The following is a 25,420-nucleotide window of genomic DNA, read 5'->3' on the forward strand; positions in this document are numbered from 1 at the left end:
AGGAATGAATATTGGCGTATAATGAAGGAGAGGTTCCTACAGATGTCCTTCAAGATATGACCGGTTTTCAGAATGTGGGAGCAGAAATGATCCCGGGAGGTTGCAATATGACATTGTTTCATTTTACAGGCATTAAAGGTTCAGGGATGAGTTCGCTCGCACAGATCCTACACGATTCCAATTTTAACGTACAAGGTTCTGACGTTGAAAAGTACTTCTTTACAGAAGATCCGTTGCATGAAAGAAACATTACGATTTATCCATTTGATGAAAAGAATATTACGGAAGGGATGACGGTAATCGCTGGAAATGCATTTCCCGATAGTCATCCAGAAATAGCAAAAGCAAAAGAATTAGGCGTGGATGTAGTCCGCTACCATGAGTTTTTAGGGCAATATATGAAAGCATTCGTCTCTGTTGCCATTACAGGCAGCCATGGCAAGACCTCTACTACAGGTTTGTTGGCACACGTGCTTTCGGGCGATTCTCCTACATCCTATTTAATTGGAGATGGCACAGGGAGTGGTGTGCAAGATAGTAAATATTTCGTTTTTGAAGCTTGTGAATACAAACGTCATTTCCTTGCGTATGATCCCGATTATGCCATCATGACCAATATTGACTTTGATCACCCTGATTACTTCAAGGATTTGGAGGATGTCATGGAAGCGTTCGGTCAAATGGCTGTACAGGTGAAGAAAGCAATCATTGCATGCGGGGATGATTTGCATCTTCAACAAATCCAAGCGAATGTACCCGTGGTATACTATGGGTTTGATGAAGGAAATGATTTTGCCGCTAAAAACATTACGAAATCGGCCAACGGATCGAATTTCGACGTGTATGTGAGAAATGAATTTTACCACAATTTCACAATTCCTTTGCCAGGTGATCATGCCATTTTAAATGCACTAGGTGTCATTTCACTTTGCCATTACGAAGGAATTCCAGTATCGACGATCGAAATGCGATTAGCATCATTTGCTGGAGTAAAAAGGCGGTTTTCAATTAAAGAGGCTCAAGGCAAAGTCATTGTAGATGATTACGCTCATCATCCGACTGAAATTAAAGCAACGATCCAGTCAGCCCGTCAAAAATATCCTGACAAGGAAGTCATTGCGATCTTCCAACCGCATACGTTTACGCGGACAGCAGCTCTGCTTTCTCAATTTGCGGAAAGCTTGGAAGCGGCTGACCATGTGTATTTGTGCGATATATTCAGTTCAGCTCGAGAAGTGGCAGGTAATTTGACGATTAATGATTTAATCGCTAAAATCCAACAAGCAAAACATCTTGAACTTGATCATATTGACGTTTTAGATGCTCACGGGAATGCAGTATACCTATTCATGGGTGCTGGTGATATCCAAAAGTATATGAATGTCTTTACAGACCATACTGAAAAGGAAGAAACAGCTTGATCCATAAGGGGTCTGCTGTTTTTTCTTCTGACATTCAAAAAACACATCTAATCCCCTAACGATACGATAAAAAAGGAAATTTCCTATTTTATTTCGGAAAAATAAAGGGGATTGAAGAAAGATGTCGAAAAAGGTAATAGAGGCAGGCGTTTAGTTCGTTCGTCGACAGGGTACAAATGATGTATAGATGTAGCAAGGAAGGAGGAAACGCCATGGAAGTATTATTGTATATTGCAGCGATTATTGCAGCTATTGCATTTTTGATTTTATGTATTAGCCTAGCGATGACATTAGGTTCATTGAAAACTACTTTGCGGAGTGTTTCTGAAACGATGGACAATGTTTCAAATCAACTTGAAGGGATTACGACTGAAACGACTGAACTTCTTCATAAGACGAATGCCCTTGCAGTTGACATTCAGCAGAAATCAGAAAAACTGAACACTGTCGTGGACGCTGTGAAAGGGGTTGGAGACTCTGTTAGCAATCTAAACAGCTCTGTGCGTAGAGTATCTAATTCCATCACTGTGGAAGCAGAACGAAACAGTGACAAAATAGCCCAAGTTGTGCAATGGAGCAATGTCGCATTCGGTATTATCGGGAAAGTGAAGGATATGAAAGCTGAAAAGTCTACAGGATGGACAGTTTATCAACCTGATCCGAACCAGAAGAGATTACCGAATCCGAACAGACACTAACGCCTCAAAACTAAACCTATAGGAGGAATTACGATGTCAGAAAACAAGAAACCGAATTATAAGGATGTACAGTATGATCACGCATACTATGGGAAAAACGAGTACGAAAACACATTTGGTGAGCCTTCTCATCTACCCGTGAACTATCCATATAGCTATAATACCGATGATTTTTATGATGAGCATACTTCTGGAACTGGTAGCTTCTTGCTAGGTGCTCTAGTAGGTGGTGTCATTGGTGCAGCAGCTGCATTGTTCCTCGCACCAAAATCTGGTCGAGAAATGCGTGATGACTTTTCCGAGCAAGCCGTTCAGTTAAAAAACAAAAGTATTGAGTTGAGTGCAGTTGCAAAGGACAAGGCAACTGAATTTTCATCTGTCGCAAAAGAAAAGACAGATGGCCTTACAAAGTCCATACAAGAACAATCAGGGCAGCTTGTCGATAAAGTGAAGTCAATGAAAAATAAAACGACCGTTCCAATGGATGATGGTACAGTATCATCTGAAGGAGAAGAAGCTACTGATTATGTAGACAATTCAACTGTCCAAGATAAAAAGGCTGCAGACGACCAGACGACGAAAAACAGTGAAGTATCCTACGATAACAGTGACAATGTAGGAGAAGAAAAAAACATGAACCAAAATTACGTCTCTGACGAACAAAAGAAATGACCAAAGAGCCAGGCAACCCATAATGGATGCCTGGCTCAGCCTGTTGACAAACGCTCGCATCCGTTGTTGCTCGTCTCGCTCGTCCGCTCATGAACTTTAGTTCTATTCGCGTCTTCGCTCGACTTCGCGCGGGCCTGCACGAAGCAGGTCATGCAGTCGTTGGGACAGGACGTCCCGAACTTAGACTGCCTCCCACCTGACAAGCGTTTTCAATCAGGCTGAAGAACTTTCTTTCTATACAAATCTCATAAAATAAGTGTAGACAAAGTAAAAATCGACTTTGTCTACACTCTGAGCCAGGCAACCCGTAATGGATGTCTGGCTTTTCCTATTAAGGGGTATAAATGATTGCTAATTCGTCACCGTCAGTAATTGTATCGTTGAACCCTATCATCTGGCCATTACATAGCAGCTGATAAGAACTTGCACTACTCGGCAATGTATACTCAATGAACTTAAACACATCACTGAATACAGGCGCATGTTGTGGTAGTTGCGTAATAGTGAGCTCATCGTGACGACGGATCTTAGTTGCAAGAGAGACTTTTTGTCCATTTACTAAGACTGAAGCGTTTGTGTGAATGATTGTGACTGGGTCTCCATTAAATGTGACTTTTGTGATCGATTGATGTTTTTCACCTATTGTCTGAAGTAAATCATTGACAGTTGGCGGTTGCGGACAAACTGTATGAATACAATCACCATGACTGAGTTTGTAGTTGCCGCCAATTTGCTGTTCACCAATGAAAATCTTTGGTGTATAGTCATCTACGACTACTTTTTGGTCATTGATAGAGACCTCAAAAGGTTCATATAGAACTTCTTCCTGTTGTGATAAGAAGTCCTTAACGGTTGTCAGTGGGTGATAAATGATCTCATCACTATCATGAATCTGTTGTGAAAGGGAAGCTTGTTTACCATTCACAAGAACGTGAGGAGTTATCGTATGTAGGCGCCCATTCAGTTGCACTTCCAAGGATGACAGATCGCCAATAATCTTTTCAAGCGTTACTGAAGCATCTTCACCGTCTTTCCCAGGTTGTAGTGAAAATACATCTCCATTGGATATAGGATCTTTCGTACTAGCAGGTTGACCGTTCTGTAAAATGACGGATGGCTTCCCGTGTTCCCCTGGAATGATGAGTCGATTGCCATTTACAGTGATGGATATCCCCAATCCAGGTTTACCATATAATTGTTTAGCTTTAATATTTGCTGCTAGTAAGGCATCCCCGACAGTCATTTCTTTCAGCTCAAAAAGCCGAATTGTCCTTTCGTTCACTATGACAGTCATATAGTGAATCGGCGCACGTTTCGCAGCGATTGCAATTCCGATTGGCGTAATGAGTGCAGGTGAGGATGGGATCGCTTCTCCTAAACTGACAGAAGCAAGAGCATCCAAACCTCTTATGCCGACTCGATTTTCCGGTAAGTCCAAGTGCATGCTAAGTTCTTTTGTGAGTTGCGGAGTTAAACTTCCACCACCTACTAACATGATTGCTTGAGGAGGTTTACCATTGTTCAGTTTTTTAATTTCTGTTCCAATCGAATCCGCCAATTTTTCAATAGAAGGCTTAATCTTTGAGATTACTTCTGAGGCAGCAATTTGTTGTTCAAACCCTAATATGTCGTTGAAAGTGACGAATTCTTCTGTAGTTAATGCACGTTTTGCAAGTTCAGCGACAGGGAAGTCGAGTAAGTACTCATTGCTAAGCGCTTCAGTTATTTCGTCACCAGCGATTGGTACCATCCCGTAAGCTACCACAGTATTATTATCTGTTAGGGCAATATCCGATGTACCTGCCCCTATGTCCACAAGAGCGACATTCAGTCTTCGCATGGAAGGGGGGATGAGCACATTAATGGCAGCAATTGGTTCCAATGTTAAGGCTTCCATTTCCAAATCAGCCCGTTTTAATGCCGATAAGAGGGACTCGACTACGACGCGCGGTAGAAATGTGGCGATAACATGTGCTGAGGCAGTTCGTCCAGACTGATCAATTAAGCTTCCGATTCTCTCGCCGTCAAGTTCATAATGTAATACAGAATAGCCGACACAGTAATAATAATCGTCAGTTGTTGATGCAGAACTTAACAATTTTTGTTGAGCTTGTTGTACAGCCGCCAATTCTAATCGGTTAATATCTTCAATGGAAAACAGCGCTTGATTGGAAATATCTATCGCCATTGAACCGTTTTCGGTCTTCAATGCACGGCCTGCGGCAGCGACACTCACTCGCTCTAGTTTGCCATGGCGTTCTTCGAGTTGCTCTTTAATGTCCGTGATCACTTTTGCAACGCTTACAATATTATGTATTTGACCGTCAATCATCGAGCGTTCTTTATGTTCAATTATGAGGAGATCTTCCACATGAAAACAATCTTCCATTTCCGTGAGGATAATTCCGACAACTGAGCGCGTACCGATGTCCAGTGCAAAAAGTTTGTTAGACAGAATCATACACCCTTTCATCGTCAAATAATGCGAATCTTTGACAATTTGCAGAAATGACGTGACTTTTTAAATGGTATTCATTATACTTGGACTATTATATAAAAATGTATCATAGATTTCCCACTTCGAAAAGGGAATGACATGTGCGGGGAAGGAGTCATATTGATGAGACAAAATGAGCTAGATGAGCTAAGAGTTCAAGTGGATGCGTTAAATACGAAAATCTTGGACTTGATTAATGAACGTACTGCGGTTGTACAAGAAATCGGGAAAGTAAAAGAAAAGCAAGGTGTAAATAGATATGATCCGATCCGCGAGCGGGAAATGCTAAATGCGTTAGTGGAATCCAATAACGGTCCAATTCCAAATAAAATTTTGGAACAAATCTTTAAAGGTATTTTCATGTCTGCCCTTGAAATTCAAGAAGATGAACAACGGAATGCTTTACTCGTTTCCCGTACACGGAAGCCTGAAGATACAATTGTAGATGTGAACGGCGAAAAAATCGGGGATGGAACGCCAACATTTGTGTTCGGTCCATGTGCGGTAGAATCTTATGAACAAGTTTTGGCTGTTGCGCAATCCATTAAAGCAAAAGGGTTGACGATGATGAGAGGCGGGGCATACAAACCACGTACATCGCCATATGATTTCCAAGGACTAGGTCTTGAAGGTTTGAAAATTTTGAAGCGTGTTTCAGAAGAAACGGGCCTGTCGATTGTTACAGAAATCATTACCCCTTCGCATTTGGAAGAAGCATTGGATTACATTGACGTCATCCAGATTGGTGCTCGGAACATGCAAAACTTCGAATTATTAAAAGAAGCTGGTATGGTAAACAAACCTGTCCTCTTAAAACGTGGTTTAGCTGCAACGATTGACGAGTTCATCAATGCTGCAGAGTACATCATTTCTAAAGGGAATAGCCAAATCATGCTATGTGAACGTGGTATCCGTACATACGAGCGTGCGACACGTAATACATTAGACATTTCTGCTGTCCCGATTTTAAAACAAGAAACACATTTACCGGTATTTGTAGATGTAACACATTCTACTGGCCGAAAAGATCTGTTACTTCCGACAGCAAAAGCTGCGATTGCAGTAGGAGCGGACGGCGTGATGGCTGAAGTACATCCTGATCCAGCAGTGGCATTATCAGACTCTGCTCAACAAATGGATATTCAGCAATTTGATGAGTTCTATAAAGAAATTCAACGTTTCATGAAAACACATCAAACCGTTTGATGAATAGGTTATACAAAACTCATTCGATTTATTGAATGAACGTTTGTCTACATGAAAAGATACAGGACATTTGTATGAACCTACATGTCCCATTACAATGGTTTAAAGGGGGTAGCTCTTTCGTTACCTTCTCGTAAATTGACATAGGCGTAATTAAATTGTTCTGTAAATAACGCCGGACCTTTTAAGGTTCCGGTGTTTTGTTTATACTAAGAGTAAACGATTACATACGTAGGGAAGGAGATTCGACAATGTCAGTAACAATTTATGATGTTGCTAGAGAAGCGAATGTTTCAATGGCTACTGTTTCACGTGTCGTCAATGGCAATCAAAATGTCAAACCTGCAACACGGAAAAAAGTATTGGAATGCATTGAGCGATTAGGCTATCGACCAAATGCCGTCGCTAGAGGACTTGCAAGTAAAAAAACGACAACTGTCGGTGTCATCGTTCCTGATATTTCAAAAAGCTATTATGCGGAACTGTCTAGAGGGATAGCAGATATTGCTACCATGTATGAGTACAATATCATCTTATCGAATTCCGATAAACGACCAATCCGTGAAGTCGAGCTACTGGAAGATCATTTAGGGAAACAAGTAGATGGAATTATTTTCATGAGTGATTCTCTAACGGACGAAATCAAAAAAGAAATGGGAACGGCCAATGTACCAATCGTATTAGCTGGAACGTTGGACGCTAATACAAATTTACCGACCGTCAACATCGACCATGAACAAGCAGCATATGAAGCTGTGAAAAAGTTGATTGATAACGGACATAAACGGATTGCACATGTAGCTGGTCCAATGTCCAGAGATATTAATAAGTTTTGCAAAAAAGTAGGTTATGAGCGAGCACTCCAAGAAGCTGGCATTCCACTTCGCGAAGAATACTTCATCGAAACGGACAATACGTACGATGATGCGTATGATAAGTGGAAAAAATTAGCGAGCTTAGATGAAATGCCGACGAGTATTTTCGCTGGCAACGATGAGATCGCTGTCGGCATTATGAATGGAATTCGAGATGATGGCTACTCAATTCCGGACGATTTTGAAGTAATTTGCTTCCAACATACATTACTGTCACGCGTCGTTCGTCCACAATTGACAACGATTGTCGTACCGCTATATGACTTAGGTGCAGTTTCCATGCGCCTGTTAACAAAATTAATGAACGGTGAAGAAGTTGACGATACGAATGTCGTCCTTCCTTATCGAATGGAAGAACGTCAGTCTACGAAGTAATCCTTTGCATTCGGGCAATTAGAATACTTGCCTCAAAAGATAAATTGTCATTGCTGACTTTTTCAAAAAAATGGCGTTGCATCGTATTGACTGAACAGAGTAAAGACGAAGGGAGAGCGTGTATCCTTCGTCTTTTTTCGTTCATGTAACTTTCGAATGAGCGTAACAGGATGAGTACAAACTACTGTTGGTTTCGGATGAAATGCAAAGCACGTTCTAACATGTGTGCATTCTTTTCCGTAATTTCTTCCTTTCGCGGAATAGGCTCATATAAGGGATTTGGGTCCGACCACGTTTCAATGAATGGCACAGGTGCTTCTAATTGCCATGCTTGAAGCCATTCAACAGGCAGTTTCCCAGTCGGAGCGGGAAGTTGTTTCATTGCAAGCCAGATATGAGCCCAAGCTCGAGGCACAACCCTCCATATATCATAGCCGCCGCCTCCTACGGCAATCCAACGACCCTCACAATATTGTTCAGCAATGTCTCGTGCAAGACGAGGAATGTGCTCGTAAATTTTCATCGTTCCGTACAAATGCGTGAGTGGATCGAAATAATGCGCATCGGCACCATTTTGAGTCAAAATGACATTAGGTTTAAAGAACGCGGCAACTTCATGTAGAGCTGTCTCGTAAACTTCTAAAAATGATTCGTCTTCTGTGAAAGCGTCGATCGGAAAATTAAAAGAAGTGCCATATCCTTTTCCGTTGCCTCTCTCCGTAACATTTCCTGTTCCGGGGAATAAATATCGTCCTGTTTCGTGAATTGAAAATGTGCAAACATTTGGATCGTCGTAAAATGTCCATTGCACACCATCGCCATGATGTGCATCCGTATCAACGTATAACACTCTTGCATTGTATTTCTTTTGCATATATTTAATCGCAACAGAACTATCGTTATACACACAAAAGCCAGATGCCTTTCCTTGGAAGCCGTGATGAAGGCCACCGCCTAAATTCAACGCGTATTTTGCTCGTCCTTCCATCACTTCATCTACTGCTGTGAGTGTACCACCAACCAACATTGCACTCGCTTCATGCATATTTGGGAAAATTGGTGTATCTTCTGTGCCGATTCCATACACCGCTCCTGCTTCTTCAGTCACCAGTCCTTTACCTGCCCGTTTGACGATGTCAATGAATGTGGAATCGTGGACAAGTAATAGCTCTTCATCCGTCGCAGTCCTTGGTGCAATGATGTCCTCGTTGCTTAATGCCCCATATTTCTTAAGAAGGTCCATCGTCAAAACAATCCTTTTTTGGTTAAAAGGATGCGAATCTGAAAACGAATAACCAAGTTGTTTATCGGAATAAATGAATACTGCTTCTTGTTTCATTGGTCAATTCCTGGGACATTCGGCCATAAGACTTCAAATCCGGATGTCCGCAATCCTTTGATCACATTTAGCGGGTTCATCGTTTTAACGCGAATGACAAGTATTTTATTGTCTTCATGTTCCTTGTCGGGGTAGACAAGTACACTTAATATATTCATTTTGTGTTCATGGAACACTTTGGACACTTCAAATAAAATACCGGGGATATTAGGCACACGTACTTCAATTTGAGAGCCAGGTTGGTGTGCTCCTGTCAGTTCAATATATTTATAAAGTAAATCCGTTTCCGTTATGATGCCAACCAATTGTTTGTTCGAAACAATGGGTAGACATCCAATTTGATTGTCATAAAAGATGACAGCAGCTTCCTCTACAAAATCCATAGGGTGTGCATGAATTGGATTTTTTGTCATAATTGCGGATAGCGGTTGATTGTAAACGTTTTCATTAGATGCGTCGTTAAAAAGGGATGGGATGACTTCTTTAAGATCCCTATCGGAAACAATCCCAACGAGCTCACCCGTCAAGGATAAGATTGGCAAATGCCTGATTTTCTCTTCTTTCATGCGCGTGATTGCATCTGAAATAGTGTGTTCTTCAGTGAGTGTAATAACTTTTCTCTTCATAATTTCTTCAATTAGCATACATGAATCCCCCCTGTTAATACATGAATCGGTTCATGAAACGTAACTGGTCGAACTGTTGAATGGATTCTTGGTCGACCCTTTTGCCGATTCTCGCCATTAGGCAGTTTGCTGGATGTGAACTAATTTCCGGTTCATCGGTTGCGTAATATTCCAAGCCGCCAGCGTTCATCATTTTCTCCATCACTTTTCGGTATTCCCAAACATTCAGTTTTGTTCCTTTTAAATCCCAATGCCAATAGTATTCTGTTGTGAGAATAATATAGTCTTCCATCGCATCGTCCATCATGGAAACTTCGAGCAACGCTTTACCGACTCCTCCGCCACGAAACTTTGGAATCACTTCAATTGCTCCGAGCTCAATGAGATTCTCCATATTGCCTTGTGACCATCTTTCAAGAGGATCAGGATATAAATACGTGACATAGCCTACGATTTCATTAAGATGACGGACAATGAGAATTCTGCCTTCTGGAAGATTTGCGATCTCAATTAGGGCTTTGTGTTGTTGATTTGGTGGTCTAAATGATGTGAGATCTTCATGAAAATCAAATGTGGCTAAATCTGTGCTCGAAACCGGTCCTTCGATAAATAGATTGCCGTTCTTATGCTTGATCTCCATTGCATTATACGTTTTCTTATGTTCCACTTTTATCACCGCCTACAAGTAAGTCAACTTCCTCTAAGTATACATCAATTCATCTTCAAGTTGCGAAAATATTAGCGACAATTTACAGTTGCATTTTATGGTTGTTGTAAGAATGGATGTAAGTATGAGGTTTGACAATCCATTGATCATCATGTGACGAAAGATTTTTATTGTGATTAAGACTTATGGTATCTTAAGCAAAATCAATGGGTAAAACATGTCGAATTAAGTTGAATGATAATACGAAAGATAGTAATTTGTTAGCAAACACTGAAAAAATCATGTAAAATAGTAAGGGTTAATTGCTAGATGAAAGGATGATAGGAATGGAGACGAAAACGTTATCTGTAATTCAAGGGGATTACCAATTACAAGATTATGAGCAGACGGCAAAGAATTTCAACTGGTCGGATGTTGAGAAGGAATTCAGTTGGCATGAAACAGGACTCATTAACATCGCACACGAAGCGGTCGATCGTCATGCGAATTCCTATCGGAAAAACAAAGTGGCGTTATTTTATCAAGATGCCAATCGAAAAGAATTGTACACGTATAATGATATGAAGAGAATGACCAATAAAGCGGCGAATGTATTGTCAAATCGTTCTACAGTTGAAAAAGGAGATCGCATTTTTATCTTCATGCCGCGCTCTCCTGAATTGTACTTTGCTCTATTGGGCGCTTTAAAAATGGGTGCAATTGTCGGACCATTGTTTGAAGCATTTATGGAAGGGGCTGTGTATGATCGATTAGCAGATAGTGAAGCAAAAGCGATCGTGACTACACCAGAATTGCTTGAACGGGTTCCAGTTGACAAGTTACCGCATTTGGAGACAGTCTTTTTAGTTGGCGAAAACATTCAAGAAACTGATAAGTATGTTGACTTTTTAAAGCATCTTAAAGAAGCATCTTTTCACTATGAAGTGGAATGGTTGGAACGTGAATCGCCAACCTTATTGCACTACACGTCCGGTTCCACAGGGAAACCAAAGGGAGTCTTACATGTACAAGAAGCGATGGTGCAACAGTTACAGACGACTCGTTGGGTTTTAGACTTGAAAGATGAAGATGTGTTTTGGTGTACGGCTGATCCAGGATGGGTAACAGGAACTGCATATGGTGTCTTCGGACCGATGTTAGCCGGTGCAACTTCCTTGATTGTCGGCGGGCGATTCTCAACAGATAGCTGGTATGAAGCGATACAAAATTATGGCGTTACGGTATGGTACAGTGCACCTACAGCATTCCGGATGTTAATGGGAGCAGGCGTGGGACCAATTGAAAAACATGATTTGTCTACTTTACGCCATATTCTGTCCGTCGGAGAGCCCTTGAATCCTGAAGTCATTCGGTGGGGAATGGAAGTCTTTAAACTAAGAATTCACGATACATGGTGGATGACAGAGACGGGAGCACAAACAATTTGTAATTTCGGCTCTATGCCAATTAAATTAGGATCGATGGGTAAACCGGTACCAGGCATTGAAGCAGCAATTGTTGATCATCAAGGAAATGTTTTGCCGCCAAACCGGATGGGCAACTTGGCCATTAAAAAAGGTTGGCCAGCAATGATGCGTGCGATATGGAATAATTCCGAGAAATACGATTCGTACTTCTTAAACGATGAATGGTATGTTTCCGGTGATTCTGCATACATGGATGAGGACGGCTATTTCTTTTTCCAAGGGCGCGTCGATGATGTCATCATGACAAGTGGCGAGCGAGTTGGACCATTCGAAGTGGAAAGTAAATTACTGGAGCACCCTGCGATTGTCGAAGCGGGAGTCATTGGTAAACCAGATCCTGTTCGTGGAGAAATCATCAAAGCATTTGTTGCACTACAAGAAGGATACGAGCCTTCGGTGGAGTTGGAAGAAGAGATTAAACAGTTCGTTAAAAAAGAGCTTGCAGCACATGCAGCACCAAGAGAAATTGAATTCAAAGACAAATTACCAAAAACAAGAAGTGGTAAAATCATGCGTAGAGTATTGAAAGCATGGGAGTTGAACTTGCCAACAGGCGACTTATCAACGATGGAAGATTGATGGACTAAATTTAGAGTAATAGAAAGAAGCGGAGCCACTCGTTTGGTTCCGCTTCTTTGGTGTGTAGGAATGTAGGGGATTTTTAACTGAGATTAATCTAATTGCCCGCCAGAGCTGAAAACCACTGCTAGCGGTTCAATAGAAGTGCTCTAATTGCCCGTTAGAGTAAAAAAAGTAGGTAGCGGTCAAATAGAAACAGTCTAATTGCCCGATGGAGCTGAAATCCACAGCTGGCGGTTCAATAGAAGTGTTCTAATTGCCCATTGGAGTAAATAAACGTAGGTAACGGTCAAATAGAAACAGTCGAATTGCCCGTTAGAGTAAACAAACGTAGGTATCGGTCAAATAGAACTTAGAAGAACTATCAAGAGTCCTCTAAACACCTCTTATTTATATAGAAAGCCGCATAAACTGCTCAAACGCAGCATACTCCCGCCAAAAGGCTCATAAATCCATCATTCGCGGCATAACCTTCCCAATCGCCGCATACTTGCCCAAGACGCCTCATAACCCATTAAAGAAAGTAGCCACCTTTTGAAAACTTTTATTTGTTGTGAATAAAAAAGGTATCAAGCTAGATCCTTCTAACATCTTGCCTATAAGTAACATTTATTGGATGAATAGGTTAAAAAAGGAGTAACAGTTGTGAAACATAGAAAAACGCACGAACCGAGTGTAGCTCTCAGTTCATGCGTTTTACCTTTATTAATGATTGTTTATACCAGATGTACTTGGTTAATTAATCTTCATCATCGTCATCCGGTGGGTTCGGCTTTCCGCCGCCGTTTCCGCCGCCACTGCCGTTTCCGCTGCCGCTGCCGTTTCCGCCGCCACTGCCGTTTCCACCGCCACTGCCGTTTCCACCGCCGCTGCCGTTTCCACCGCCGCTGCCGTTTCCATCGCCACTGCCGTTTCCATCGCCACTGCCGTTTCCACCGCCGTTGCCGTTTCCACCACCGTTGCCGTTTCCACCGCCACTACCGTTTCCGTCTCCACTGCCGTTGTCACCGCCGCCATTGCCTGGTGGTTTTGGTTTCGCATCGTCATCGTCTTCACTAGGTGGTTCAGGAGTGGGCTCTGGCTTTTCAATCGTAATGACATTTGAACTGTCCGATTGGAGACCTGTAATGTCCACCGCTCGTACAGTATAATCTCCAGGTCCAATTTGCATGGATAGAGGGGAACCGTCCCGAATCGTTGCAACGCGCTCGTTACCTTTATAGACATAGTAACCAATTACGTCATTGGAAGGTGATTCTGTCCATGTCAGCGTTGAACCGTTCAAGGATGCTGACACCCCTGCAGGTGCAACATTGTCCGCTGGGAATTCCGCACCGGAGACAACATTTGATGAGAAAATCGAACCTGACGGGAATAGTTTTGACGGGTCCCCGCCCCATGGTCCGAGCATCCGATCGATGAATGCTTGATTTACACCTGTTCCGCCTCCAACAATAAATTCGCTTGGCGTAGAAGGGAGCGCCATATAACGACTGCCTTTAACAGAGACATAGGAAGCATTGATAATGCTATCGTCAGCCTTAGTTGGGAGCATCACTTTTGAGTTGAATAAATCAGATCGGACAAGTCCTGCCGCTGAACATGCAGCTGAAGGTGCAAGGCCTGAAATACCACAGAACGATCTCGTTACGACACCGTCCGGCTTCTTAAATGTATTCGATGCACCAACAATGTCCGGGCGTACATCATTCGCCGCATTCATGATCCGACCAAATAACATACTCGTCCTTGTTGTCGGGTGCATTTGTCCGGTTCCACGTTTATAAAGTTTACGTGAATGGTCATAGTAACCAAGCCATAGTCCCATTGAGATATTCGGATTGTAGCCTACGAGCCAAGCATCGCCGTAACCTTGCGTTGTTCCGGTTTTTACTGCCAAATCCGTTTTGAAATTCATATATTTTGGTACTTGTTGTCCAGTACCCCCAGCCTTAAGGACATCTCTTAGCATATCTGTTACGATATAAGACGTTTCTGGACTAAAGACTTCCACTGGTTCGACTTCATGTTGATACACGACATTGCCGGACATGTCTTCAATCCGTTCGATAATATACGATTCTACAAATTTACCTCCATTGGCAAATGTCGCAAAAGCATTTGTATTCTCTTGAACGCTTACACCGATATCCATTCCGCCATAAGAAGTTGATAAATTTACATAATCTCCGGGTGTCAGCTGAGAGAACTTCATTTTTTCCAAGAACTCTGCTGGGCGTCTATCGATAATATCCCGATACAATCGGGCGGTTGGTAAGTTCAATGACTCTGCTAGTGCTTGTCGTGCAGGAATGATGCCATTTTCCACTGAAGCAATATAGTTTGTAGGACTCCATATTTTTCCGTTATCTGGTATTTCGAATTTCACATCGACAACTGGACTTCCTGCACCAATATAGCCATATTCAATTGCTGGACCGTACACAAGTAGTGGCTTCATGGAAGAGCCGTTTTGTCTGTACGCTTGCGTAGCGTGATTGAGTGCAATCAGATCATGATCACGTCCACCGATGAAAGAAAGGATTCTACCTGTACTATTTTCCATCATAAAGCCGCCGACTTGGACAGGATCGTCTTTTAAAATCATCTCTCCTGTACTATAGTCTTTCTCTTCACGGGTGTACGTAAAGCCATAATGCTCAAACTCTTCAGCGACTTTATTCATTCGATCATATAAGTCTTTTTCAATCGTCGAATAAATTCGATAGCCGCCTGTCCGCATTTCACGTTCTGCTAGAATAGAATATTTCTCTCTTATTTTTTTCTCTTCTTCCAAACGTTCTGCATCGATGCCATCTTTCTCTGCTAGCATTTTCGCTAAGATTTCAATTGTGCTATTTTGAATTTCCTGCGTCAAATAGGGATAGCGCTCTTGCGCACGTTTTGTTTTTTCACGAAAATCTTTCTTGATGTCATACGCAATCGCTTCTGTATACTGCTCCTCCGTAATGTAACCCGTTTCTTTCATTCGGAAAAGTACGGTTTTCATGCGATCAATACCAGGTTTTATATTTTCGTCTTTTTTCAAACCGCCACCATAATAACTACTTTGGAATGGTGTGTAGGCGAATGGAGCTTGAGGAATCCCAGCGATATAAGCTGCTTGAGGCAAGTTCAAGTCTTTCGCCTTTACACCAAAGATTCCTTCTGCTGCTGTTTCAATCCCTGCAATGTTTTGACCAATTGCATTTCTACCATATGGAATAATGTTTAAATAGGCTTCAAGAATTTCATCTTTCTCCATGAAATGTTCAAGTCGCATTGCCAGAAGGATTTCTTTTGCTTTTCGTTCATATGAAACTTCGTTCGTTAAAATTTGGTTTTTTATAAGTTGTTGGGTAAGTGTAGAACCGCCCGTTTGGTTGGATGAATTCGAAACATCTTGAAATAGGCCTCTAAAAATAGCTTTTGGGACAATTCCTTTATGAGTTTCAAAATATTCATCTTCCGTTGCGTAGACTGCATCTATGACGAAAGGGGATACATCTTTTAATGTCGTTTCTTTCCGTTCAATATCTGCACTCACTCGTCCAAGATAAATGTCATTTGCAAAATAGATTTCAGATGTTTCTTCAAAGTTGAATATTTCATCGCGCATTTCTTTTGATGAGCGAAGTGGCTCTTTTGCAACGAGTGAAGCGAAATATCCTGCGCCAACAGATGTTGCGAACACACCGAATGTCAAACCTACTACTAGAAATAGTAGAAATAGGTTCCACATCACCCCAGAAGTGATACGCACACCTTTTGCCCATCGTTTCTTTTTCAGTTCTTCAAACTTCTCTTCTATTAGATCAATCCGATTTTTACGTTTATCGCTCAATTTGCTATCCCTCCTAAAAATCAATTTTATTATAACACATATCCTGGTAATCAAAATAATATGTTTGACAATTACTTAATTTACATTACAATATAGGGTATATAGCATCACATGTCGAAAAAGTCGCAGTAGTGACGGTGAATCCGTATAGAGAGGCAGCGGTTGGTGGAAGCTGTCCGGTACATCGTTTACGAATTACAACTTTGGAGTGTGACGCGTGCGCAGCGATAGAGCGCTTTGAGCGGAGAATTTTTAATTCTCAAGCCGGGTGGTACCGCGTTATGTAACTGTATATGACGTCCCTGCATGATTCTTTTTGAATCGTGTAGGGACTTTTTTAATTTTACTGGAGGGGATTTTGTTATGACGAATGCATTATTGGATGATTTAAAATGGAGAGGTCTGTTGTACCAACAAACAGACGAGGAAGGTCTTGCAAACGTATTAAATGAAGAAAAGATTTCATTGTATTGTGGTGTCGACCCGACTGCAGATAGTATGCATATTGGACACATCGTCCCGTTATTGACATTACGCCGCTTTGCCATGCATGGGCACCGTCCGATTTTGTTGCTCGGTGGGGCAACAGGTATGATCGGTGATCCTTCATTCAGAGCGGATGAGCGACAATTGCAAACAGAAGAACAAGTAGCGAATAACGTAGCAGGTCTTCGTAAGCAATTGGAAAGATTGTTTGATTTTAATGATGAAAATGGCGCACTTCTTGTAAATAATAAAGACTGGATTGGAAAGATGTCTGCAATTGAGTTTCTCCGTGACTACGGGAAGTTGCTAAGTGTCAACTACATGCTGGCAAAAGAAAACGTTTCTTCACGATTAGAGACAGGCATTTCCTTTACTGAGTTTTCCTACATGCTCATTCAAGGGGCGGATTTCAATCATCTGTACAATGAATACGGTTGCCGTGTACAAATCGGTGGGTCCGATCAGTGGGGGAATATTACAACTGGCCTTGAAGTCATTCGAAAAACACACGATGAAAATGCGAAGGCGTTTGGCATTACGATTCCACTTGTAACAAAAGCTGACGGGACGAAATTCGGAAAAACGGCAGGTGGATCAGTTTGGTTAGATGCGCAAAAGACATCGCCGTATGAATTCTATCAGTTCTGGATCAATTCCACGGATGCTGACGTTATTAAATACTTGAAAATCTTCACATTTATGGAGCGAGAAGCGATTGAAGCGTTGGAAGTGTCCGTTCAAGAAGAACCACATCTTCGCAAAGCGCAACAAGCGCTAGCTGAAGAGATGACTCGACTCATTCACGGACAAGAAGCACTTGACCAAGCAATCCGTATCTCTAAAGCTTTGTTCAGTGGTGACTTAAAGGCGTTGACTGTTGAAGAAATGAAAGATGCTTTCAAAGATGTACCAACATTCGAGACGACAAAAGAAGATAAAAATATCGTTGATTTCATCGTAGAAGCAGGTGTTTCTCCCTCAAAACGCCAAGCACGTGAAGATGTGACGAACGGTGCAATTTCTCTTAATGGAGAAAAAGTGACAGATACTGGATACGAAGTGACTGCTGCAGATCGATTGGAAGATGCGTTTACAATCGTTCGTCGTGGTAAGAAAAACTATAAAATGGTGAAATTTTCATAAGTCCTTTTCAACTAGTAAAGAACATAAAACCGCGTGAAACGGATGCATTGTCATCTTCGTTTCACGCGGTATTTTATTCTAGCCAATCCAGTAGCATTTACGCATTTTTCTTCGCAGCCGCTTTTTTTCGTGTTGTTGGCTTCTTTTTAGTTGTTTTATCCAAAGACGCTTGCAAAGCGGCCATCAAATCACTAGCATTTGACGGTGAAATGGGTTGTTTTTCAGTTGGAGATATTCCGGCATTCGCTGTCTTTTTCTCCTCAATGAGTTCCATGAGAGCAGTTCGATATTCGTCTGTATATTTTTCAGGATCAAAAACAGTTGTCAATTGATCAACGAGCATTAAAGCGGTATCAAGTTCTTTTTTAACGACTGTGTCCTCTTTCGGTAAGTTGGGTACGTCTTGCACATGACGTACTTCATCAGGAAAGTGAATGATCTCCATCAGCAAAGCTTCCTTGTAAACCCTAACGACAGCAAGTTGTTCTTTTGATCGGATCATTATTTTCGCGACTCCGATTTTTCCGGATTCCTGCAAAGCTTTCCGTAAAAGTGCATACGCCTTTCCGCCATTAGCATCAGGTGCCATGAAATAACTTCTTTCAAAATAAATCGGATCGATTTCCTCTAACTTTACAAAATCAATAATCTCAACCGCTTTATCCTCTTGTTCCTTTTTTAATTTTTCAAGTTCTTCTTCATCCAATACGACAAATTTGTTTTTTGTATACTCATATGCTTTCACGATGTCTTCACTTTGTACTTCTTTATCACATATTGGGCAAACTTTTTGGTAACTAATTGGTGAATGGCACTCTTTGTGCAGTTGGCGTAGTTTAATATCGTTATTTTCAGTAGCTGCGTGTAGTTTTATTGGAATATTGACAAGCCCAAAACTTATGCTACCTTTCCAAATTGTATGCATAGGACACCTGCTTTTTATGCTAGTATGGAAAATTTGATGCTTATTATGTATATGAAAGTGAATCCGATGAACACTAAAGAAAAAAAACGGAGAGACAAGATGAAACCTATGTTGTTAGCTGATGCAAATGAAATTCCTGTCGGTGAAGATTGGCTGTATGAAGCGAAATTTGATGGATTCCGCTGCATTGTGGAATGGACTGAGGAAGGGGTACAACTTTGGAGTCGAAATGAGAAATTGTTAAATGAGCAGTTTCCGGAAATCCTAACGTCCTGTAAAAGCGTCCACCCAGTAGTCGCGCCTTATACGCCATTAAGATTTGACGGAGAAATTGTTCATCTTACCAATCAATTCGTGAGTGATTTCTCCAGAGTGCAAACGAGAGGACGAATGAAGAACGGGAACAGTATTCATAAGCATGCGCAATCCTTTCCTTGTCAATTACTCCTATTCGATATCCTTATCAACAAAGGAAAAGATGTTACGACAAGTGACTATGTTGTAAGGAAGCAAATGCTTATTGATTTCTTTAAAAGAACAAAGCTTCCTGACAGTAGTGAAAAGCAACATTTGAACCCCATTCAACTTGTTAACAGTTACAAAGATGGTCAAAGACTTTGGGAACTGATTCGCGATCACAATGGTGAAGGGATAGTAGCTAAGAAAAACAATGGCGCATGGATTCCTGGGAAGAGGGTTCCCTATTGGCAAAAAGTGAAGAACTGGCGAACTGTGTCGGTCTTTATAAGAACGTACGAGCCGGTAAACGGCTATTTCACAGGTGCCGTTTTTAAAGGGGGTGAAATAGTTGAGATTGTATCATTTCGTCACGGGTTTACTGAAGATGAGATGAGGACATTGCGAACATTGTTCCTGACAAAAGGTACACAAACAAAAGATCAAAAGTGGGAGTTGCCTCCATCTATCTGTGTGAGCGTCCATTGTATCGGTATATTTGGGCAACAATTACGGGAACCACGATTCGTTGCTTTTACTCTCCATCATGAACCGATTTTGTGTACGTGGCGTTCCGTGATGCGCCAGTTGTATCCGATACCTCAAAAAGTACTCCTAACACATAGTGATAAGCCAATCTGGCCTAATAAGGGATTGGTAAAAGATGATTATTTACTCTATCTACAGACGGTTGCCCCTTATTTACTGCCATGGCTGCAAGATCGTTTGCTGACGGCCATTCGCTATCCGCACGGTGTTGGAAGTGAGAGTTTTTATCAAAAGAATCGCCCTGATTACGCTCCGGATTTTATTGCGACACACAATGAGGAGGGGATTGAATATATCGTTTGCAATGACGTGAACACTTTATTGTGGCTTGGCAATCAACTCGCTTTGGAATTCCATATTCCATTTCAAACAGTTAAGACGAAGTACCCAACGGAAATCGTGTTTGATTTAGATCCACCCTCAGTCACAGAGTTTTCTCTTGCGGTAGAAGGTGCGTTACGATTAAAGGACATTTTTGATAAATTTCAATTACGTTCTTATATTAAAACGTCAGGTGGGAAAGGGTTACAACTGTATATCCCGCTTTTTGGAGAAAGTTGTTCCTATGAAGATACGCGCGTTTTCACACAATTTGCATGTGAATTTTTATGTGAGCAGGAGCCGAATTGGTTTACGACAGAACGATTAAAGAAGAATCGCGGCGGTAAATTGTATTTGGATTACCTCCAACATCAACAGGGAAAGACAATTATTGCTCCTTATTCTTCTCGGGGAACGCTTAACGCAACTGTCGCAACCCCTTTGGAATGGGAGGAGTTGAACAAGAATTTACATCCAGAGCAGTTTACAATTGAATCAGTGCTTGCTCGACTCGAACAAAAAGGCGACTTATTTAGAGTTTGCAGAGTCAATAAAAAGACCCAGCAATTAACAAGTATTGTAGATAGGCTAAAAGAACTTAAACGATTTAGATAAATTAGCTCATCTCTGCTATGTGCCTTGCCATCTACGTTTTTTTTGCGTAAAATTCAGTAGATACTTTAGATACATGCGCAAGAACCGATGATAAAAGAAAGAAAGAGGCAATTGAGCTTTCGATTGTCATTTTAGTGAGCACAGAGAGACGACTTGATGAGTGGAGGTATGAACAATGAAGGAACAAACCCGCTATTCCAGACTTGCTAATTTAACCAAATTGATAAATACAAAGCTTGAACTTCGGGAAGTGTTGGAGTACGTCGTATCCGCAATTTCAGAGGAAATCGTCCAATGTGATTCAGTTGGTATTTATTTGCCACAAAAAGATGGTACATTTAGAGGTTTTGTTGGTAAACCGGAAATAATCAATGGAATGACATTGGATATGCATGTTATTGATTTGGAAATGGATTTGCTCGCTAAAGAAGTCATTGAAACACAAAGGACTATTTACATACCGGATACGTCAAAAGATAACAGGCCAGATCCCCGTGCGGTATCCAGTTTTCAAATAAAATCATTATTAGTATTACCAATATCATACGAAGAAGAGTTGTATGGGGTTGTTTTCCTGTTTGACTACGGAATTCCGATGAATCTCACGGAACTTGAAATACAAAGTGTGGAAGCGTATGTCAATATGGCAGCAGTCGCGATACAAAACGCAAACAATATGACGTATAAAGAAAATTTAATTGCAGAGAAACAGATGCTCTTGGATGCTATTAGAGACCTGTCGATGTGCTCTTCTCTGCAAGAAGTTGTCGAAAAATGCTTCTCATATATTTCAAAGACCATTAATAATATGAACGTCGGGATTCATATTATCGATCCGCTCGATGAAAAAAAGTTTAAGCCAGCAAAGCTCAGTGCGAGTAGTGACTGGTCTGAAGAGGACTGGTTAAAAACGCACGATGAAATCGCCATAAACCAGATAAATGATCTTGTATTCAAAGAAGTCGTCGAAACCAAGAAGCTGGTGATCATACCGGACGTTTCGTTGGATAAAAGACCTAACCATAAAATCTGCCAACATTTCGGCATTAAAGGCATACTCATGATTCCACTTGTCTCCATGGGTGAAGTATTAGGTGTAATCGCTGTTGTGAATCTTGAAAAAGCAGGGCACAACTATGAAGAAGTCGATTTACAGCTGGCACAATCCATCGCAGATGCTACTGCATCTACGTTATCCAATTTATTGTATATGGAAAAACAGGAATGTATCATTAATGAACGAACTGCAGAAATTCAAGTGAAAAACGATGAACTTGAAAAAGTTGTTACGGAAATACAATTACTTAGCAGAGAGAAAGAGTTGATCCTTAACTCAGCGGGTGAAGGAATTTTCGGATTGGATTTAAAGGGAAATATAACCTTTATTAATCCTGCAGGTGAAAGAATGTTAGGGTATACTAATAAAGGTGAGCTCATCGGTAAGTCATCAACCATAATCTTTAATGGAGAAGATAAACGGAACTTATTGACGTTAAGTGATCGTAAGTTGAATCATTACTACACAGATGAATATTTTTGCAGAAAAGACGAGACAAGCATTCCTGTTGAGTATGTCATTTCATTAATTCAAGAAGGGGAGCAGACGGTTGGGCATGTCGTTACGTTCCGGGACATTACTGAAAGAAAACGTATGGAAGAGGAAATAAAATACCATGCATACTACGATAGCTTAACGGACCTGCCGAATAGGATTCTATTGCAAGATAGACTTCATCAAGGATTGACTTACGCCCAATTGAATGGTGAGAGGGCAGCGCTTTTGTATTTGGATTTAGACCGATTCAAATACATTAATGATACACTTGGACATAGTTATGGAGATTTATTGCTTCGTGAAGTGGCCAATCGTATTAAGGCGTGTATGCCAAGAGGTGCAACATTATCACGACAAGGTGGGGATGAATTCACCGTCTTTCTGCCAACCGTGAAACGAGAAGAAGATGTCATGAGTGTCATCAATCTTGTCATCGATAGTTTTTCAAAACCATTTTTATTGAACGAGCATGAAGTGTACATTAAGACAAGTGTCGGTATCAGCTTGTATCCGGAACATGGGGAAACACCTGATATTCTCATCAAAAATGCAGATACCGCAATGTACAAAGCGAAAGAGATTTCAGGGAACAGTTACCATTTCTTTAGTGCAGAAATGGATACACGCTCATTTGAGAATGTGAAGTATGAAAATGCCCTTTACAAAGCTCTGGACAATGAAGAATTAGTGCTTTATTATCAGCCTCAAATTAACTATCATACGAAACAGGTAGTCGGTCTTGAAGCATTATTGCGATGGCATCATCCGACAGATGGCTTAGTACCACCGGATAAATTCATTCCATTGGCAGAAGAGACAGGGTTAATCGTTCCAATTGGGGAGTGGGTTTTAAAAGAAGCGTGTCAACAATTGAAAAAATGGCATGAGAAAGGCTATGGACATTTAAATATGGCCGTAAATTTATCCGTCAGACAATATGAGCAGGATAATTTGTTTTCCATTATTAAACATACGCTTGAAGAGGTTCAGTTATCTCCGCAGTGCTTACATCTCGAGTTGACAGAGAATCATATTATCAAAAATACGGATTTGACTTTGCAAACAATGAAGCAATTGAAAGAATTAGGTATTCAAATTGCAATTGATGATTTTGGTACGGGGTATTCATCGCTCGGTTATTTAAAGAATTTGCCCATTAATATGTTGAAAATTGATAAGTCGTTCATCCAAGATATGACAGTCGATGAAGCAGCCATTACCAAAACAATTATTATGCTTGCCCATAATCTTAAGTTGGATGTGATTGCTGAAGGGGTAGAAACGCAAGAACAAGCAGAGTTTTTATATGCGCAAAGTTGTCATTTAATGCAAGGGTATTATTTCAGCAAGCCACTTTGTGCGGAAGAAATCGAAACAAAGTATTTACACAAATAAGTTGCAAGGGGGAGTTCGTGTGAAAGCGGCACGTATGTTATTAGAATGTTTACAAGCAAATGGGGTCCAGTATGTATTTGGCATTCCAGCAGGATCGGTTAACGCGATTTTCAATGAACTGTACGATATGCCCGAAATTACACCAATTGTTTCAAAACATGAAGGGGCTGCGTCCTATATGGCTGCAGCTTATGCCAAGTATACAAACGGTTTGAGTGTAGCAATCGGTTGTAGTGGACCGGGAGCAACGAATCTAGTAACCGGTGCAGCGAATGCGATGCGCGAACATTTACCGGTTCTTTTCATAACGGGAGCGGTTCCTGTGAACACGCAAGGTTTGAATGCATCTCAAGAATTGGATGTTGCGCCAATCTTTGCGCCGGTTACAAAATATAGTGTATTGGTGAATGATGCCAATGAATTGCAAGATGAGTTGATGAAAGCGATGGAAATTGCACTGTCTGGCGTACCAGGACCTGTGCATATCGCAATACCAATCGACGTACAACATGAAATGATTGATGTGAAAAGTCATTCCTATATTGTAGCGAAACAGCAACATGTGCCCGATTCTGAAGGGATCGAACGTGTTGCAAAACAACTGGCTGAGCGGAATTCGGGAATCATATTCGTTGGACAAGGTGCAAGAAATTCAGTGAATGCTGTGATGGAGTTGGCTGAAATGCTGAATTGGCCGATTGTAACAACTCCTCAAGCGAAAGGCTATATCCCACAAAATCACTCACTTGTAAAAGGTGTTTTTGGATTTGCCGGTCATGCAAAAGCTTCGGAACTCATCGCTGAAGGTGAAGGCGATGTGTTGCTTGTTTTAGGTTCGAGCTTAGGCGAGACAGCGACGAATAATTACAATGGCAACTTAGCAAAAGACAGGTATGTCATTCAATTTGATTATGATGAAACAGTCTTTAACCGAAAGTACCCTGTTGACGAGCCTATGCTTGGCGACATCGATGTGTGCCTTCCGATGCTAGTAGAAAAATTAAAAGATTTAGGGTTTACTAGAAAAGCACACGAGCTAATTGAAGTAGACAATCTGTTAGAAAACCCGGATGAATTTAATACTAGGAACGTATTTGCCAAAATTCAAGCTGCTGTTCCAGCTTCAACAAGATATACCATTGATATTGGCGAATTCATGTCTTATGTCATTCATACTATGAAAGTGTACGATACTGATACGTATAACATCAATGTGCATTTCGGGGCTATGGGGACAGGAATTGGTTCCGCAATCGGCTCAAAGTTAGCGGATCCTGAAAGACCTGTCGTTTGTATTACGGGTGACGGTTGTTTCTTTATGCACGGCATGGAAATACTAACGGCTAAAGAATACAATCTACCAATCTTGTTTGTCGTCATGAATAATGCAAGACTCGGCATGGTGTACCATGGTCATTCATTGCAATTCAAGCGTACACATCCAACTTTTGAACAGGAAGCTGTAGACATTTCAGCAATGGCAGCAGCAATGAATATTCCGAGTGTCCGCGTGGAGAAACTTGAGGATCTCACCGAAGAGGTGTTACAGGACTTGATGAATAACAACGGCCCGGCACTATTGGAAGTGGCGTTAGTTGATCCGAACATTCCTCCGATGGGCGATCGCGTGAAATTTTTATCGTCTTTTGGAAAATAAGAAGTGCAAGATATTGAAAAGCATGAGGACAATTCGTCTTCATGCTTTTTTTT

Annotated in this window: 16 protein-coding genes; 10 read left to right on the top strand and 6 right to left on the bottom strand. The window is 41.2% G+C overall.

Going from position 1 to position 25,420, the window contains the following annotated elements; genetic code table 11:
* Positions 1 to 107 precede the first annotated feature (107 nt).
* From murC to NRI27_RS01880, 3 genes are all read left to right on the top strand, one after another.
* The gene (murC, locus tag NRI27_RS01870) at positions 108 to 1,421 is read left to right on the top strand and encodes a UDP-N-acetylmuramate--L-alanine ligase (RefSeq protein WP_371389320.1); all 1,314 of its coding nucleotides are present in this window, start codon (positions 108 to 110) and stop codon (positions 1,419 to 1,421) included.
* Positions 1,422 to 1,633: 212 nt separating this feature from the next.
* On the top strand, positions 1,634 to 2,119 hold the full coding sequence (locus NRI27_RS01875; protein WP_317942777.1) for a DUF948 domain-containing protein: 486 nt from the start codon (positions 1,634 to 1,636) through the stop codon (positions 2,117 to 2,119).
* Between the two features lie 33 nt (positions 2,120 to 2,152).
* Positions 2,153 to 2,791 carry a YtxH domain-containing protein gene (locus NRI27_RS01880; RefSeq protein ID WP_371389321.1) on the top strand — a complete coding sequence of 213 codons (639 nt, stop codon included), beginning with the start codon at positions 2,153 to 2,155 and terminating at the stop codon, positions 2,789 to 2,791.
* A 331-nt stretch (positions 2,792 to 3,122) separates the two neighbouring features.
* On the opposite strand, the gene NRI27_RS01885 is transcribed toward NRI27_RS01880, so the two are convergent.
* Positions 3,123 to 5,252 (bottom strand): cell division protein FtsA, encoded by a 2,130-nt coding sequence (locus NRI27_RS01885; RefSeq protein WP_371389322.1) that lies wholly within the window; start codon positions 5,250 to 5,252, stop codon positions 3,123 to 3,125.
* A 159-nt stretch (positions 5,253 to 5,411) separates the two neighbouring features.
* Between NRI27_RS01885 and NRI27_RS01890 the strand changes: the two genes are divergently transcribed.
* Together NRI27_RS01890 and ccpA are read left to right on the top strand one after the other, a co-directional pair.
* Complete coding sequence (locus tag NRI27_RS01890) at positions 5,412 to 6,494, top strand: bifunctional 3-deoxy-7-phosphoheptulonate synthase/chorismate mutase (protein WP_371389323.1); 1,083 nt, start codon at positions 5,412 to 5,414, stop codon at positions 6,492 to 6,494.
* Positions 6,495 to 6,745: 251 nt separating this feature from the next.
* Positions 6,746 to 7,744 carry a catabolite control protein A gene (gene ccpA, locus NRI27_RS01895; RefSeq protein ID WP_317942783.1) on the top strand — a complete coding sequence of 333 codons (999 nt, stop codon included), beginning with the start codon at positions 6,746 to 6,748 and terminating at the stop codon, positions 7,742 to 7,744.
* Between the two features lie 181 nt (positions 7,745 to 7,925).
* Here ccpA and NRI27_RS01900 read toward each other — a convergent pair whose 3' ends face one another.
* The 3 genes from NRI27_RS01900 to NRI27_RS01910 are packed head-to-tail and all read right to left on the bottom strand — an operon-like array spanning position 7,926 to position 10,376.
* Complete coding sequence (locus tag NRI27_RS01900; RefSeq protein ID WP_371389324.1) at positions 7,926 to 9,083, bottom strand: acetoin utilization protein AcuC; 1,158 nt, start codon at positions 9,081 to 9,083, stop codon at positions 7,926 to 7,928.
* Positions 9,080 to 9,727: an acetoin utilization AcuB family protein gene (locus NRI27_RS01905; protein WP_371389325.1), complete on the bottom strand. Its 648-nt coding sequence runs from the start codon at positions 9,725 to 9,727 to the stop codon at positions 9,080 to 9,082. The genes NRI27_RS01900 and NRI27_RS01905 overlap by 4 nt, the downstream gene beginning before the upstream one ends.
* Positions 9,728 to 9,743: 16 nt before the next feature.
* Positions 9,744 to 10,376, bottom strand: coding sequence for a GNAT family N-acetyltransferase (locus NRI27_RS01910; protein ID WP_317942788.1), 633 nt, complete (start codon positions 10,374 to 10,376; stop codon positions 9,744 to 9,746).
* Between the two features lie 326 nt (positions 10,377 to 10,702).
* Between NRI27_RS01910 and acsA the strand changes: the two genes are divergently transcribed.
* The gene (gene acsA, locus NRI27_RS01915; protein ID WP_371389326.1) at positions 10,703 to 12,421 is read left to right on the top strand and encodes an acetate--CoA ligase; all 1,719 of its coding nucleotides are present in this window, start codon (positions 10,703 to 10,705) and stop codon (positions 12,419 to 12,421) included.
* A gap of 739 nt (positions 12,422 to 13,160) precedes the next feature.
* Here acsA and NRI27_RS01920 read toward each other — a convergent pair.
* The gene (locus NRI27_RS01920; RefSeq protein WP_371389327.1) at positions 13,161 to 16,265 is read right to left on the bottom strand and encodes a transglycosylase domain-containing protein; all 3,105 of its coding nucleotides are present in this window, start codon (positions 16,263 to 16,265) and stop codon (positions 13,161 to 13,163) included.
* Between the two features lie 363 nt (positions 16,266 to 16,628).
* On the opposite strand from NRI27_RS01920, the gene tyrS reads away from it, so the two are divergent.
* Entirely contained in the window at positions 16,629 to 17,894 is a 1,266-nt protein-coding gene (gene tyrS, locus NRI27_RS01925; RefSeq protein WP_371389328.1) for a tyrosine--tRNA ligase, read from the top strand.
* A gap of 97 nt (positions 17,895 to 17,991) precedes the next feature.
* On the opposite strand, the gene ku is transcribed toward tyrS, so the two are convergent.
* Complete coding sequence (ku, locus tag NRI27_RS01930) at positions 17,992 to 18,819, bottom strand: non-homologous end joining protein Ku (protein WP_371389329.1); 828 nt, start codon at positions 18,817 to 18,819, stop codon at positions 17,992 to 17,994.
* 99 nt (positions 18,820 to 18,918) lie between these two features.
* Here ku and NRI27_RS01935 point away from each other — a divergent pair, with 99 nt between their 5' ends.
* The 3 genes from NRI27_RS01935 (at position 18,919) to NRI27_RS01945 (ending at position 25,367) form a co-directional block, all read left to right on the top strand.
* Positions 18,919 to 20,760, top strand: a complete 1,842-nt coding sequence (locus tag NRI27_RS01935; protein ID WP_371389330.1) for a DNA ligase D — start codon at positions 18,919 to 18,921, stop codon at positions 20,758 to 20,760.
* Positions 20,761 to 20,935: 175 nt separating this feature from the next.
* Positions 20,936 to 23,710, top strand: coding sequence for a sensor domain-containing phosphodiesterase (locus tag NRI27_RS01940; protein WP_371389331.1), 2,775 nt, complete (start codon positions 20,936 to 20,938; stop codon positions 23,708 to 23,710).
* 19 nt (positions 23,711 to 23,729) lie between these two features.
* Positions 23,730 to 25,367: a thiamine pyrophosphate-binding protein gene (locus NRI27_RS01945; RefSeq protein ID WP_371389332.1), complete on the top strand. Its 1,638-nt coding sequence runs from the start codon at positions 23,730 to 23,732 to the stop codon at positions 25,365 to 25,367.
* The last annotated feature ends 53 nt before the right edge of the window (positions 25,368 to 25,420 follow it).

The organism is Sporosarcina sp. OR05, from assembly GCF_041414805.1.
Taxonomy (GTDB): domain Bacteria; phylum Bacillota; class Bacilli; order Bacillales_A; family Planococcaceae; genus Sporosarcina; species Sporosarcina saromensis.

Bases quoted from the DNA above. Each gene is read 5' to 3' on its own strand.
- acsA (WP_371389326.1), top strand. From the start codon at position 10,703: ATGGAGACGAAAACGTTATCTGTAATTCAAGGGGATTACCAATTACAA.
- NRI27_RS01905 (WP_371389325.1), bottom strand. From the start codon at position 9,727: ATGCTAATTGAAGAAATTATGAAGAGAAAAGTTATTACACTCACTGAA.
- NRI27_RS01880 (WP_371389321.1), top strand. From the start codon at position 2,153: ATGTCAGAAAACAAGAAACCGAATTATAAGGATGTACAGTATGATCAC.
- murC (WP_371389320.1), top strand. From the start codon at position 108: ATGACATTGTTTCATTTTACAGGCATTAAAGGTTCAGGGATGAGTTCG.
- NRI27_RS01885 (WP_371389322.1), bottom strand. From the start codon at position 5,252: ATGATTCTGTCTAACAAACTTTTTGCACTGGACATCGGTACGCGCTCA.
- tyrS (WP_371389328.1), top strand. From the start codon at position 16,629: ATGACGAATGCATTATTGGATGATTTAAAATGGAGAGGTCTGTTGTAC.
- ccpA (WP_317942783.1), top strand. From the start codon at position 6,746: ATGTCAGTAACAATTTATGATGTTGCTAGAGAAGCGAATGTTTCAATG.
- NRI27_RS01935 (WP_371389330.1), top strand. From the start codon at position 18,919: ATGAAACCTATGTTGTTAGCTGATGCAAATGAAATTCCTGTCGGTGAA.
- NRI27_RS01900 (WP_371389324.1), bottom strand. From the start codon at position 9,083: ATGAAACAAGAAGCAGTATTCATTTATTCCGATAAACAACTTGGTTAT.
- NRI27_RS01890 (WP_371389323.1), top strand. From the start codon at position 5,412: ATGAGACAAAATGAGCTAGATGAGCTAAGAGTTCAAGTGGATGCGTTA.
- NRI27_RS01875 (WP_317942777.1), top strand. From the start codon at position 1,634: ATGGAAGTATTATTGTATATTGCAGCGATTATTGCAGCTATTGCATTT.
- ku (WP_371389329.1), bottom strand. From the start codon at position 18,819: ATGCATACAATTTGGAAAGGTAGCATAAGTTTTGGGCTTGTCAATATT.
- NRI27_RS01940 (WP_371389331.1), top strand. From the start codon at position 20,936: ATGAAGGAACAAACCCGCTATTCCAGACTTGCTAATTTAACCAAATTG.